Here is a 13,346-nt window from a genome sequence, read left to right on the forward strand (position 1 = left end):
GGGGAATGACGCTGTGGATGTAAATAGCCGGGGAGAAATTATTTAAGGAGGCGCCTGGCGAGACGCCTTCGCCAGCAAGCGGGCTCCTACAGAGCTGCGTGGGGTCAGAAGTCGAAGCGCACGCCCTTGATCTGCACCTTCTGCGCCTGGCAGTTGGCGGCAGGTGGGCCAGGGTCTGCTGCCAGAGGAAGCGGCCCTGGGCATAGCTCTGGGTCTTGAGCCGTAGTAACTGCTGTTGCTCGGGGGGCAGACTTGGGGCGGGGAAAATCAGAGTGGCAGCCGGCCAGGGCCAAACTGCTTCTACCTGAACGAACCAGCAGGCGTTCGCTACAGGCCGGCGCGGATTATCCTTGCCCGCTACATGAGATGAAAAGGCCCCAGCGCATGCCGAGACCCTGAACGGCGAAACCGTTCAACGATAACTCATCGTCAAGGTCGCCATCCCACTGACCGTTCCTGGGGTGACTCGCGAAGCGGTCTGGACATAACGTGCGGTCAGTGGAATGTCGTAGCTCGAGACCCCAGCGGAGATATTCCCCGCCCACCATCGATTGACAGAGCCCGAACCGTAGCCGAGAACAGTCGCTCCCTTGAGGATCTGCACCCCCACTCCCGAGGCAGTCGACCCGGCGCTCAGCGACAAGGTGCTGCCCTGGTTAGCCCAGTTGTTCACATCTATGAACGAGACATAAGCCCCGATCGAAGCCCCCGCATCCCCTCCCGAACATGACAGGTTTATTTTGAAGGGCACCGCTTTGGAGGTACTCCCCACTCCGGAAAAGGTCATGTTCGATGTTCGCCCCAGGGGCACTGAAATCTGCGAGCTGGACACACTGCAGGTCGGTACTCTGAGCTGCACCGTCACTGCGCTTTTGCCGCTGGTGTAGACCGTCCAGCCTTTGGAGTTGCAGATACCAACGCAATTGAACGCAACGTTCACCAACCCGTTACCAGCCAAGGTCCCACTCTGGATGTCGCCGATCTTTATGATTTCCAGCCACATGGATTGCTTGTAGGCATCACCCTTGACCCATCTGAGTTTTACGAGTGACTTTCCACTCCCCACCAGATACTGGCTGGACCCGGACTGATTTTCACGCCATCTCCATTTGGCGTTCCACCTGAATCCGACTCCAGCCACATTGCTCAAATAGACATTGTGGTAACCGGGGGCCAGCGTAGCGCCTTGAAGCTTGTAGACCATGGGCTCGGAACTGAATATTTGCGGCCATGGATCCCTCATCATCGAGTCCACCTCTGCGGTGGTCGCAATGACGTCGCCATTCATGGTTCCTGCACTGATGTAAATGCTGGCAGGCAACTGAATGATCGATGACTCGGGAGAGAACTCCCCGCCGGCATACGCCGGGCCCCCACCCCATAGCGACAACAACAGGACAAGAGCCGAGAGCAGAAGGTTGCGCTTCATGAAAGTACGGTGCCTGTTCAAATGTCCACGACGTTTGGCGCTCTTTCCACTGAGGACGAGGCGACCCAAACTTCGACTTTAAGCCCCCCCGATCACGGCACCTATCAGCCCGAACACAGAACGTTGTCGATAAATCCTCAGGAGCCAAGGACTTATCCTACAAAGCGCTGTTGCAGGGGTCAGCCACACGCCAACGACAGCAGCCCTTCCCCCTTGCCCAGCAACGAAATGTTCCATTGAGTCGCTGAAATCGGGCTATTCTGCGCGCCCTCCAATACTCATTCGCCTCAGCAAGGACAGCTGCCCATGACCCGCGCCATTACCCTTGTCTGCGACAATTTCGCCGACTGGGAAACCGCCCTGATCAACGCCACCGGCCGTGGCTACTATGGCTTCGACTGCCGTTACGCCTCACCCAAGGGCGCCATCGTGACCTCCATGGGCGGCCTGCGGGTGACCCCGGACCTGGCGTTGGAAGATATTCGTCTGGATGAGGTGGACCTCTTGATGGTCTGCGGCGGGACGGTCTGGCAAAGCCCCCAGGCGCCGGATATCCGCGAACTGCTACGCGCGGCCAAGGAACGCAAGCTGGTCCTCGCCGGCATCTGCGACGGCACCCGCGAACTGGCCCGGGCCGGGGTGCTGGACCAGCTCAAGCACACCTCCAATTCGGCGGACAACCTGCTGGCGGTGGGTTATGCCGGCGCCGCGCACTACCAGGATGTGCCCCACGCGGTAGCGGACCAGCGCGTGATCACCGCCCCGGGCAGCGCTCCAGTGAGTTTCATGGCACAGATTCTCGGCGCCCTGGGCATCAGCGACGACAACCTGACCTTCTACCTGGGCCTGCACGCCGCCGAGCACCGCCAGCAAGCCTGACCCTCCCCTGTAGGAGCCGGCTTGCCGGCGAAGGCGATCTCCCGAACGCCTTGGCTGGCAAGCCAGCGCCTACGCAAGGTAGTGGGTGGGCGGCAGTGCGGGCGTGTAGCCGTGGATTATTTCACCAGTCGAAAATCCCGGTGGCCCAACCATGCCGCAAAGTCCGCAGCGCTGAAAATGCTCTCGCCCTCATGCTCGATGATCGCCAGCCCCGCCAGAAATTCGCTGTCCCGGGTGTAGGCATGGATGCTGGCGCCGAAGGCCAGCACACCATCCAGGTGACGGGCCAAGGTCAGCGCCGCCTGCCCTAGGCGCTGGTGATCCGCCTGGTCTTTATCCATGGCCGCCAGGCTCAGAATGCCTTCAGGGAGCCATCCCAGTTGCCCGGCCAGCCCGGCATATTCCGCCAGCTCCCCTGGATATTCGGCCCCCATCCCAAACAGCATGGGGCTACCGCCAATGAAGAACGAGCTCGTACCGGCCCAGGGTTGATCCGCAATTGCGGCCAGACAGGCCCGCACCCGGTTTTCGAGCAAGCCATCGATCTGGCGCGGTAAAAGCACCCTGACAGTCGGCCCGGCCATTGAGTCACCTCCTCCAGCGCACCGCATCCGCATCAGGGATAACAGGCGAGCCCTTGTTCGCTGCATCAGCAGGCATCAATGCTCAAGCCCGCTGCCGGTCAGTGCATTCACCGGACCGGGAGCATAAAAGCCCGTGGTGCAATAGCCAAGCTCAGCGCCTGGAACCATTGACCCCCAACACCTCTTCCAATCGCTTCGCCTCGCCCTCCGTCAACAAGGGCGCAGGCGGTTGAACAAGGCGCTGGCTGGACAGGGCGGGCACCGGGGCCGTTGGTTGGGCCGCCTTCGCAGTACGGCTGCGGCTCGCGCTGCTTTGCGGGTACAGCGCTTCATCCAGGCATTTGTCGCGCATGCCCTGGCTGGACAGGCCGTGGCAACCGGTGCCGTTGGACAGGGCGCGGGCGCCGCAGGTGGCCTTGCTGTCGGGGTCCTTGAGGTCGATGCAGCCCAGGGAACCAAAGCCATGGCCCAGTACCGAGGCGGGGTCTTCGGCGCAAGCTGCGCCGGCACACAGGAACAGGGAGGTCAGCACAAGTGCATTTCGCATAGGGGCGCGTCCATGGCTAGCGTAGGTCCCCCGACGCCTTTCCGGCCGCCGGGCAGGTCTGTCGAGGGAAAAAGCCGTTGTAGCAGATGAACATGACCGTTTCCCTTCCCCATAACCACCGCGGCTGCGTGACTAGCGGAAACGCCCCGCCAGGAAGGGTTGCAGGTTCACGCTCGGGGTCAGCCCGCTGGCCTGCTCCGCCACCAGTTGCCCACTGATGGCGGCCAGGGTCAGGCCAACGTGACCGTGGCCGAAGTTGTAGTGCACCTGGGGCAGCAGCCGCGACTGGCCGAGCACCGGCTTGCTGTCCGGCAGCGAGGGACGAAAGCCCATCCACCGGGAAACCGGTTCGTGGTGCAGGGTCAGGAAGCGTCGCGCCGCCCGGGCCAGGTAGTGATAGCGGCGCGGGTCCGGCGCGGCGTCGAGGCCGCCGAATTCCACCGTGCCCGCCACCCGCAGCCCTTGGGCCATGGGCGTCAGGTAGAAACCGCCGGCGCCCCAGCACACCGGGCGGCTGAGCAAGCCGCCGGCCTGATCGAACAGCACGTGATAACCGCGCTCGGTGTCCAGGGGAATCTCGTCCCCCAGGCTCTGCGCCAGGCGGCGGGACCAGGCGCCGCTGCACAACACCAGGCGTTCGGCGGGCAGTTGCTCGCCACTGCCGAGGCGGGCAAGCACCCGCTCGCCGTCCTGGGCGCTGCGCTCGACCCCCTGCAACTCATCGCGGCGAAACACTCCGCCGCGCTCGATGAAGCACCGCAGCAAGCGCTGGCTCAATGCGAAGGGATCGAGGGTGCGGCTGACCTGGGGCAGTTCCAGCGCCAGGGCCGCACGGGCGTTGAGGGCCGGCTCCATGGCCCGTAGCTCCGGCCCTTGCACCAGGCGCATGGGCACCTCGAACCCCTGGTGATAGGCCAGCATGTCGATAGCGCTCTGCCGCTCGTGGGCCTCGAAGATGTACAGCGAGCCGTCATGGCGCACCAGGTCGTTGGCCCCGGCATCGTCGAACAACGCCTGCCAGGCGCCCATGCAGGGCTTGAGCAGGCTGTGCAGATCATGACTGATGGCCTTGACCCGCGGCTCGCTGGAGCTTTGCAAAAAGCGCCATAGCCAGGGGGCGATCCGTGGCAGGTAACCCGGGCGGATCGCCAGCGGGCTGTCGCGCCGCAACAGCATGCCCGGGGCCTGGCGCCAGATGCCGGGGGTTGCCACTGGCTCCACGGCATAGGTGGCGAAGGTACAGGCATTGCCGAAGGAAGTGCCGCTGCCCGGCGGCTGGCGGTCCAGCAGGGTCACCCGCCAGCCCAGGCGCTGCAGCCACAGGGCGCTGGCCAGGCCCACCACCCCGGCCCCCACCACCACGGCGTGGCCGCGTTGTTGCTGACTTGCAATCATGCCGTGCTCCTCATGTGCCGCTGACGACCCGGGTCCACAGGCGAGTGCTCAGGCGCATGCCGGCCGGGGTCATGGTCTTGATCGGGAACAGCGTATCGAGCACCGACTGCGGCGGGTAGGCCGCCGGGTTGCTGCGCAACTGCGGTTCGATGTAGGGCAAGGACGCCGCATTGCCGTTGGCGTACTGCACGAAGTTGCGGATGTTGGCGATCACCTTGGGGTCCAGCAGGTAGTTCAGGTAGGCATAGGCGTTGTCCAGGTGCGGGGCGTTCCTGGGAATCACCACCATGTCCATGGCCACGGTGGAGCCTTCCCTGGGAATGCTGTAGCCGAGGTTCACGCCGTTTTTTGCCTGCTGCGCGGTGGCCATGGCTTGCAGCACGTCGCCGCTGAAACCCACGGCCACGCAGATGTTGCCGTTGGCCAGGTCGCTGACGTACTTGGCCTGGTGGAAGTAGAGGATCGAGGGGCGGATCGCCTGCAGCGCCGCTTCGGCCTTTTTCAGGTCCGCCGGCTGTTCGCTGTGGGGGGCCAGGCCCAGGGCATTGAGGGTGATGGGCACCATCTGCGTCGGGTTGTCGAGAAAGGCCACGCCGCACTGCTTGAGCTTCTGGATGTTCTCCGGCTTGAACAGCAGCTGCCAGGACTGGGTGACATCGGTGTCGCCGAAGATCGCCTTGATCTTGTCGACGTTGTAGCCGATGCCCACGGTCACCCACATATAGGGAATGCCGTACCTATTGCCCGGGTCGCTGGTTTCCAGCAGCTTCATCAGCTTGGGATCGAGGTTGTTCCAGTTGGGCAGCTTGCTGCGATCCAGGGGCTGGATCGCCCCGGCCTGGATCAGCCGCGGCAGAAAGTGGTTGGACGGGCTGGCCAGGTCATAGCCGCTGCCGCCGGTCATCAGCTTGGCCTCGGTGGTCTCGTTGCTGTCGATCACGTCGTAGGTAGTCTGGATTGCGGTGCGCTGGGTGAACTGGGCCAGGGTGTCCGGAGCGATATAGCCGCTCCAGTTGGCGATGCTCACGGTCTCGGCCGCCTGGACGCTTGCGGCGCACAAGGCCAGGGATAAAAGTGCCGTAGTGGTGCGATTGATCATGTTGCCGCCCTCTGTGCTCTTATTATTGCGGCGTTTCATTCGCCGCGACGGTTAACGTTCGTGTCGCGCGCGCTGCACTTCCCAGCCCATGCGCAAGCTTGCTCCAATGTCGAAAAACGGTCGGGGTGGCAGGTAGCCGGGCCGGGCCTGGGACAGCACGTCCCGCAGCAGCGAGGAGTCGCAGCCGGCGGCCATTTCCACCAGCAGCCGGCCCCACAGGGTGCCCCGCGCCACCCCCGAGCCGTTGCAGCCGGCCACCGCGTGCAGGCCTTCGGCGACCCGGCTGAAGTACGGCTCGCCGGAACGGGTGCCGCTCAGGTGCCCGGTCCAGGTGTATTGCAGGTCGGTATCGGTAATGCCGGGAAAGCGCTTTTGCAGGCCCCGCAGGTGTTCCTGGCGGCGCACCGCCAACTGCGCCGGGCCGAGATCGCGCTGGCGATACTCGACGGTGTTGCGCATCAGCAGGCGGCGCCCGGGCAACAGGCGCACCGTGGCCGCCCCGGGCAAGGTGGAGAGCACGCCCCAGCCCTGCTCATCCAGCAGCCGCTGCCAGTGATCTTCCTGCAGGGGCTGGGTGATACTGGCGCTCAGCTCCAGGGGGAAGGTGCGGCTGTGCCGGACTCCGAGCCGGGGCAGAAAGGCACCGACACAGGCCAGCACCTGGGGCGCCTGGATCTCGCCCTCCCCGGTCACCGCCCGCCAGCCCCGGCCCGGCAGAGGCTGCAGGTCCTGCACCGGGCTGTTCTCGAACACCTCCACCCGCTCCGGCAGGCGCTCCAGCAGGCCCTTGACGTATTTGGCCGGCTGCAGCAGCGCGTTGCCACCGGCGCAGTGGATGGCCCGCTGGTAGAAGCCACTGCCCAGGCGCTGCTGCAAGGCCGCGCCTTCCAGGTACTGGGCCTGGGCGCCCGCGGCATTCAGGGTAGCGACTCGGGCGCCGCTGTCCTGCAAGTGCTGCCCCTGGTGCACGGCGAAGTGATAGCCGCCAGCGTCGAACTCGCACTCGATGCCCAACTCGTCAATGCGCCGGCGCACCTCTTCACCGGCAGCGATGCCGATGCCGCAGGCAAGCTGATAGGCCGAGTGGCCGGGCCGCCCCAGCAACTCATCGGCGCCGGGCAATTCATGGCTGACCACAAACCCCGAGTTGCGCGCCGAAGCCCCCTGGGCCGCCCGCTGGCGATCCAGCAGGACGATGCGTTGCTGGGGCAACATCCGCGCCAGGGCATGGGCCGCCGAGAGGCCGGTGATGCCACCGCCAATGATCAGCCAGTCGGCTTTCTGTAGGCCCTTGAGGGTTGGCCGCGGGGAAGTCTGCCCTGCCAGGGCGATCCAGCCACATACATTGTTCAAAGCCTGTCACTCCTGCACAATCCATGCGCCCGGAGCATTCAACAGAACACTCAACCCGGCGCCACACGCCTACAATCTATGGATGTGACGGCTTTATTTCGAACGTTATTAATTCATCCATCTATTCGGAAAACGCATGGATAACCCTCTTCGACTGCCCTCGTTGCAGGCCCTGCAGACCCTGGTCAGCGTGGCCCAGACCCACAGCTTCACCGAGTCCGCGGCGCGCCTGCACCTGACCCAGAGCGCGGTGAGCCGGCAGATCCAGCAACTGGAGGAGCACTATGGGGTCAGCCTGTTCGAGCGCAGCAGCCGAAGGGTCTCGCTGACCGAACAGGGGCGCGATGTCTGCACGGTGGCCACTCAAGTCCTGAGGTCCCTCGGCTCCCTGCAGGAACGCCTGGCCCCGGCGCCCCTGGACCGGCCGTTTCGCATCCGCATCTTTGTCTCCCTGGCGGTGCGCTGGTTGCTGCCGCGGCTCAGCGGTTTCTACGCCGCCAACCCCGGGCTGTGCCTGTCGATCGAGACCGTGGGCGGAGCCACGGTAGACCCCGGCGGCGATTGCGACGCCTATGTGCTGTACCTGCCGGAAGGCCTGGACGAGCGGCCGCTGACCCCGCTGTTCGACGAATACCTGGTACCGGTGTGTGCCCCAACGCTCAGTGACGGGCAATGGCCGCCGCGCTCCCTGGAGGAACTGGCCGGGCACGCGCTGATCCACGGCTCTACCAGCCGCCAGGAATGGACCGCCTGGCTGCAGGCCCAGGACGACCAGACGCCCCACAGCTACAAGCACCTGCTGTTCAACCTCGACGACCTGGCCCTGGACGCCGCAGCCCGGGGGCTGGGGGTGGCCATGACGGACCTGATCCTGGCCCAGGACTCGATTGCCCGGGGCAGCCTGCTGATCCCCTTTGGCCAGGCGCTCAAGACCGGCGGGGTCTATGCCCTGTGGCTACGCGACAGCGGCGCCGCGCATCCGGCCTGCGAAACCGTATTGAACTGGTTCCAGGCTCAGGCAGCCGAACGGGATCTGCCCGCGGCACAAGGCCTGGCTGGGACGATTGCAGCAGCGCTGGGCACGCCTGGACGGCAGTCGATCCCAGGCTGAATGACTGGACCAGGCCCTGCTGCTCATGGGCCTGGGCAAACAACATTGAAGGGCCGATGAACACTGCCCGGGAAAGCTCGAGCGCCGCCGGCGCTCAGCTGTAGAGCGTCACCATTGCCCAGGCAAAACACGCCAGCACCAGGGCCATCCCCACTACATACACCGCTAAAGCACGACCCACAGCATCACTCCACGAACCAGGCAGTCATCAACACACTCACTCTCGGGGTGAGTCATGGCGCGCATTCTAGCAGCGCGCGACGTCATTTTGACACGAGACTCTAAGCCTGATTAAAAGCCTCCCGACAAATGGTATTGGCGTCAATTTAATGGCTTAAATCAGCCTGACTCTTCTTAACGGGCAGCCGAACTGCGCAACATCATCTTGCATTGCGCCCAGTGTTTTCTTCCCGCCAAGAAACCTGCTGCCTCCGGATCAATGCAAGCCCCCTTTTCCCGCTAAACCGCGAACCTGAGCGCTATCAGCGCCTGCACTCCTGGTTGGACAAGAGTGATTCTCACTGCTTTGATCTCAACGCCAGGTCCGGTTTTCACAATCCCAGGGAGGGGTCCATGTCGTTCAAGGTCATGATGGTTTTCGGTACACGTCCTGAGGCGATCAAGATGGCACCACTGGCTCGGGTTCTAAGGCACTGGCCAGGTATCGAGCTGCACATCTGTTCCACCGGCCAGCACCGGGAAATGCTCAAACAGGTACTCGACGCCTTTGAGCTCGAGGTCGATGTGGACCTGCAAGTGATGACCCAGGGCCAGACCCTCAACGGCTTGTCGCAGCAACTGCTGATCCACCTGGACACCAGCTACGAGCGCCTGAAACCGGACATCGTGCTGGTCCATGGCGACACCACCACCAGTTTTATCGCCGCCCTCGCCGCCTTCAACCGGCAGTTGCCCATTGGCCACGTCGAGGCCGGCCTGCGCACTGGCAACCTCCAGGCACCCTGGCCCGAAGAAGCCAACCGGCGCCTGACCGGGGTCATCGCCGACCTGCACTTCACCCCGACCGCCAGGTCCGCAACCAACCTGCTGCGGGAAAACGTGCCCGCTGAAAACATCGAGGTCACCGGCAACACGGTGATCGACGCGCTACTGTGGATGCGCAACCGGCAGAAGCACACCCACTGGCGCCCCGCGGCCAACTCGCCCCTGGCGGTGCTCGACGACAGCCGGCGCATGGTGCTGATCACCGGCCACCGCCGGGAGAACTTCGGTGACGGTTTCCGCGATATCTGCGAAGCCCTGGCAACCCTGGCCGAGCGCTACCCGGACGTGCAGTTCGTGTACCCGGTACACCTCAACCCCCAGGTGCAGAACGCGGTGTACGGCCTGCTCTCGAACAAGCCGAACATCTACCTGGTAGCGCCCCAGGACTATCAGCATTTTGTCTGGCTGATGGGACGTTCGCACTTCATCCTCAGCGACTCCGGCGGTGTCCAGGAAGAGGCCCCGGCCATCGGCAAGCCCTTGCTGGTACTGCGCGAGGTCACCGAACGGCCGTCGGTGCTGGAAGGCGGCACCGTGCTGCTGGTGGGCACCGATCGCGAGCGCATCGTGCACCACGCCAGCGAACTGCTGGACGATGCACAGCTGCATGCCCGCATGAGCCGCGTGTACAGCCCCTACGGTGACGGCCGCGCCAGCGAACACATCGCCCGCCGCCTGTGCACCTGGCTGGAGGCCCAAGCCCCCCGTACTCCGGCATGAGCCCGGGCAGCCTCCGCAGCCCGCAGTCGCAAAACGTCCAGTTGGCCATATGGCTTCACACTCTGTGCGAGAACTGGAAGCTACCGGTCACTGGCAGGTACCTGCCGATTGAACTGGACGACCTACACTTTCAAGCAGCGGATCGTCGCGCCCCCTCCAACCCCGGCGCGGTGTTCTCCCTGCGCTATCGCCCCTGGGGCAAGCCGCTGCTGGATCATCAGCTCACATCCAAGGCCCGCGATGTTCAGAACCCTTGAAGAACAAGTGCTCAAACAGGCCGCTCCGGCGGCCTTGAAGCTTGAATTCGCGCAACATGATTTCGAACGCCTGCGCAGCTTCTGCGTCCTGATCTACACCGCCAGCATCCTGATCTGGCTGATCTTCGACCTGATCGTCAGCTTTCCCGGGCAGCAGGGCTTCACCGCCTATTCGATGGTCTTTCTGAGCATTCTGTCTTTCACCACCATCATCCTCGGCTTCACCCGCCAGGACCGGCACTTCCAGTGGGTCAACCTGCTGTTCGTGCTGACCATCACCATCGGCGTACGCCTGGTGATCGAGGGGTTGCCCATCGACCAGCGCCCGGTCTGGCTGATTCTCGGGGCGTCGAGCATGCTATACGGCGCCTCGGTGATGCCTCTGCGACGCTGGTCGTTCGTCAGCGCCATCTTCATCACCTGGCTGGTGCTCAATCCGTTCTGGCGCACCAGCACCACCCTGCAGGAACTCAAGGGGCTGCTGGTGCTGGTGTACGCGCTGTTTCTCAGCGCATTGACCCTCTACAGCTACATCACCCTGCGCCGGGCCCGGCTGCACAACTACATCATGTCCAAGTTGCTGCTGGACCAGGCCTACCTCGACACCCTCACCGAGATCCCCAACCGCCGCTCGTTCATGGCCCGCGCCGGCCAGCGCCTGCAGGCTCTGCCCCGGGAGCACGACGATTACCTGGCGATGGTCGACATCGACAACTTCAAGAAGGTCAACGATGTGCACGGGCATGACATCGGCGACGAAGTGCTCAAGCGCATCGCCGCCGATATCAAGGGAGTGATGAGGGATTTCGACTATGCCCGCCTGGGCGGCGAGGAGTTCGCCATCTACCTGGCCGACGTGCCCCGCGCGGATGTGGAGGCGCTGGCCGCGCGGCTGTGCCAGGTGGTGCGCGACCAGCCGACCCGGCATCCAGTGACCATCAGCATGGGCCTGGCCCGGGTCGAGCCTGGCGAAACCCTGAACCAGGCCCTGATCAAGGCCGACCAGGCGCTGTACGAATCCAAGCACGGCGGCAAGGATCGCTACACCTTCCATCCAGCCGGCAGGCCCGCACCACCCGCGTAGGAGCTGGCTTGCCAGCGAAGAGGCCCCGGCGTCAGGCCACGCTCCTGCGCGACAGCAGCACCTGGGTTACCCGGCGCTCTTCCACTGCCCTGACCTGCAGGCTCCAGCCTGCCCACTCCACCCGATCGCCCTTGACCGGCAGGCGGTCCAGCAGGCTCATCACCAGACCGGCCAGGGTCTGGTAGTCCTCGGTGGGTTCAGCGCCGAAGCCGGTCCGCTGGCGTACCTGAGGCAGGTTCAGCGCCGAAGCCGGTCCGCTGGCGTACCTGAGGCAGGTTCAGCGCACCATTGACCAGGAACGCGCCCTCTTCTTCGATCACATCCGGGCCTTCGATCTCGCTGGCATCCGGCAGCTCGCCGGCAATGGATTCGAGAATGTCGGTCATGGTCAGGATGCCCATGAAGTCACCGAATTCGTTGATCACAAAGGCAATGTGAGTGGACGCCTGGCGCATCTGTTCCAGGGCGTTGAGGATCGAAAAGCTGTCCAGCAGGTTGATGGTCTTGCGCGCCAGATGCTCAAGGTTCGGCTCGCTGCCCGCCAGGTACTCCTTGAGCAGTTCCTTTTTGTGCACGAAGCCCAAAGGCTCATCCACCGCGCCATCGCGAATCAGCGGCAGGCGCGAGTACGAAGAATGCATCAGCTTGGTACGAATACTCTCCGGGCTGTCCGTAAGGTCGATGCAGTCGACCTCGGCACGCACCGTCATCAGGCTGCGGATCGGCCGCTCCGCCAATTGCAGCACACCACTGATCATCACCCGCTCACGGCGGTCGAACAGCTCGCTGCTGGGGGCCTCATCAGTTTCCAGCAAGTCGGCAATTTCCTCGCCCACTTCTTCCGCCGCCAGCCTGCGCCCACCCAGCAGGCGCATCACCGCATAGGCCGTGCGCTCGCGCATCGGCCGCAGGCCCTGCATGGATTTCTTGCGCCGGGCCCGGGCGATCTGGTTGAACACCTCGATCAGGATCGAGAAGCCGATGGCCGCATACAGGTAACCCTTGGGAATATGGAAACCCAAGCCTTCGGCGGTCAGGCTGAAGCCGATCATCATCAAGAAGCCCAGGCACAGCATGATCACCGTCGGGTGCGCGTTGACGAAACGAGTCAGCGGCTTGCTGGCGACGATCATCACGCCGATGGACACCACCACCGCGATCATCATCACCGACAGGTGCTCGACCATGCCCACCGCGGTGATCACCGCGTCCAGGGAGAACACCGCATCGAGCACCACGATCTGCGCCACGATCGGCCAGAACAAGGCGTAAGTGGTACTGCCGGCGCGCTGGCTGACATGGCCCTCCAGGCGTTCATGCAACTCCATGGTGGCCTTGAACAGCAGGAACACACCACCGAACAGCATGATCAGGTCACGCCCCGAGAAGCTGTGCTCGAAGACCTCGAACAGCGGCTGGGTCAGGGTCACCATCCACGAGATGCTGGCCAGCAGGCCCAGGCGCATCAACAACGCCAGGGACAGGCCGATGATCCGCGCACGGTCGCGCTGCTCGGGCGGCAGCTTGTCCGCGAGGATGGCGATAAACACCAGGTTGTCGATGCCCAGCACCAGCTCCAGGACGATCAGGGTCAAAAGGCCAAGCCAGGCCGTGGGGTCTGCGATCCATTCCATAACGACGACTCAAGTGCTCCGGAAAATTCAAACGGCCAGGCGCGACGCAGCGCCAAGGTGCAGGGGCTGCAAAACCTCGGGTACGGGCGGATAAAGGCAGGAAGTGGCAAGTGCCAGGCAAGTGCAACCGGGAGAATGGCTGCCTGAGCGTCTGGGGCTCAGGGCCGCCGGATGGCGCGAGAAGTCATGGGGCAAAGCGAGGAAAGAGCGCCGACTGGGGGGCTCCGAGAGCGTGTTCATGCAAGTCCT

General features: G+C 64.0%; 10 protein-coding genes and 1 pseudogene. 4 read left to right on the top strand and 7 right to left on the bottom strand.

The window, feature by feature from the left end; all coding sequences use genetic code 11:
* Positions 1-412: 412 nt before the first annotated feature.
* Positions 413-1,429 carry a fimbrial protein gene (locus KI242_RS18810; RefSeq protein ID WP_077934398.1) on the bottom strand — a complete coding sequence of 339 codons (1,017 nt, stop codon included), beginning with the start codon at positions 1,427-1,429 and terminating at the stop codon, positions 413-415.
* Between the two features lie 306 nt (positions 1,430-1,735).
* Between KI242_RS18810 and KI242_RS18815 the strand changes: the two genes are divergently transcribed.
* Positions 1,736-2,308 (top strand): type 1 glutamine amidotransferase family protein, encoded by a 573-nt coding sequence (locus KI242_RS18815; RefSeq protein ID WP_019095391.1) that lies wholly within the window; start codon positions 1,736-1,738, stop codon positions 2,306-2,308.
* Positions 2,309-2,424: 116 nt separating this feature from the next.
* Here KI242_RS18815 and KI242_RS18820 read toward each other — a convergent pair whose 3' ends face one another.
* The 5 genes from KI242_RS18820 to KI242_RS18840 form a co-directional block, all read right to left on the bottom strand.
* Entirely contained in the window at positions 2,425-2,892 is a 468-nt protein-coding gene (locus KI242_RS18820; protein ID WP_077934399.1) for a DUF6368 family protein, read from the bottom strand.
* A gap of 151 nt (positions 2,893-3,043) precedes the next feature.
* A complete protein-coding gene (locus KI242_RS18825; RefSeq protein WP_015636029.1) occupies positions 3,044-3,439 on the bottom strand; it encodes a hypothetical protein in 396 nt (131 codons plus the stop codon).
* Positions 3,440-3,571: 132 nt separating this feature from the next.
* Positions 3,572-4,834 (bottom strand): FAD-dependent oxidoreductase, encoded by a 1,263-nt coding sequence (locus tag KI242_RS18830; RefSeq protein ID WP_077934400.1) that lies wholly within the window; start codon positions 4,832-4,834, stop codon positions 3,572-3,574.
* A gap of 10 nt (positions 4,835-4,844) precedes the next feature.
* On the bottom strand, positions 4,845-5,933 hold the full coding sequence (locus tag KI242_RS18835) for a polyamine ABC transporter substrate-binding protein (protein ID WP_244868136.1): 1,089 nt from the start codon (positions 5,931-5,933) through the stop codon (positions 4,845-4,847).
* A gap of 51 nt (positions 5,934-5,984) precedes the next feature.
* Positions 5,985-7,286, bottom strand: coding sequence for an FAD-binding oxidoreductase (locus KI242_RS18840; RefSeq protein ID WP_212805431.1), 1,302 nt, complete (start codon positions 7,284-7,286; stop codon positions 5,985-5,987).
* A 136-nt stretch (positions 7,287-7,422) separates the two neighbouring features.
* Between KI242_RS18840 and KI242_RS18845 the strand changes: the two genes are divergently transcribed.
* The 3 genes from KI242_RS18845 (at position 7,423) to KI242_RS18855 (ending at position 11,463) form a co-directional block, all read left to right on the top strand.
* On the top strand, positions 7,423-8,397 hold the full coding sequence (locus KI242_RS18845) for a LysR substrate-binding domain-containing protein (RefSeq protein WP_015636033.1): 975 nt from the start codon (positions 7,423-7,425) through the stop codon (positions 8,395-8,397).
* 573 nt (positions 8,398-8,970) lie between these two features.
* Complete coding sequence (wecB, locus tag KI242_RS18850) at positions 8,971-10,122, top strand: UDP-N-acetylglucosamine 2-epimerase (non-hydrolyzing) (RefSeq protein WP_123473584.1); 1,152 nt, start codon at positions 8,971-8,973, stop codon at positions 10,120-10,122.
* A 240-nt stretch (positions 10,123-10,362) separates the two neighbouring features.
* Positions 10,363-11,463: a GGDEF domain-containing protein gene (locus KI242_RS18855; RefSeq protein ID WP_212805432.1), complete on the top strand. Its 1,101-nt coding sequence runs from the start codon at positions 10,363-10,365 to the stop codon at positions 11,461-11,463.
* A 31-nt stretch (positions 11,464-11,494) separates the two neighbouring features.
* Here the strand turns inward: KI242_RS18855 and KI242_RS18860 are convergent.
* Positions 11,495-13,097, bottom strand: a pseudogene (locus KI242_RS18860) (TerC family protein).
* Between the last annotated feature and the right edge of the window lie 249 nt (positions 13,098-13,346).

Origin of the sequence: Pseudomonas sp. Eqa60, assembly GCF_018326405.1 — a bacterium.
Lineage (GTDB): Bacteria > Pseudomonadota > Gammaproteobacteria > Pseudomonadales > Pseudomonadaceae > Aquipseudomonas > Aquipseudomonas protegens.

Excerpts from the sequence above, each read along its gene's own strand:
- KI242_RS18810 (WP_077934398.1), bottom strand. The coding sequence starts at position 1,429 with ATGAAGCGCAACCTTCTGCTCTCGGCTCTTGTCCTGTTGTTGTCGCTA.
- KI242_RS18815 (WP_019095391.1), top strand. The coding sequence starts at position 1,736 with ATGACCCGCGCCATTACCCTTGTCTGCGACAATTTCGCCGACTGGGAA.
- KI242_RS18820 (WP_077934399.1), bottom strand. The coding sequence starts at position 2,892 with ATGGCCGGGCCGACTGTCAGGGTGCTTTTACCGCGCCAGATCGATGGC.
- KI242_RS18825 (WP_015636029.1), bottom strand. The coding sequence starts at position 3,439 with ATGCGAAATGCACTTGTGCTGACCTCCCTGTTCCTGTGTGCCGGCGCA.
- KI242_RS18830 (WP_077934400.1), bottom strand. The coding sequence starts at position 4,834 with ATGATTGCAAGTCAGCAACAACGCGGCCACGCCGTGGTGGTGGGGGCC.
- KI242_RS18835 (WP_244868136.1), bottom strand. The coding sequence starts at position 5,933 with ATGATCAATCGCACCACTACGGCACTTTTATCCCTGGCCTTGTGCGCC.
- KI242_RS18845 (WP_015636033.1), top strand. The coding sequence starts at position 7,423 with ATGGATAACCCTCTTCGACTGCCCTCGTTGCAGGCCCTGCAGACCCTG.
- wecB (WP_123473584.1), top strand. The coding sequence starts at position 8,971 with ATGTCGTTCAAGGTCATGATGGTTTTCGGTACACGTCCTGAGGCGATC.
- KI242_RS18855 (WP_212805432.1), top strand. The coding sequence starts at position 10,363 with ATGTTCAGAACCCTTGAAGAACAAGTGCTCAAACAGGCCGCTCCGGCG.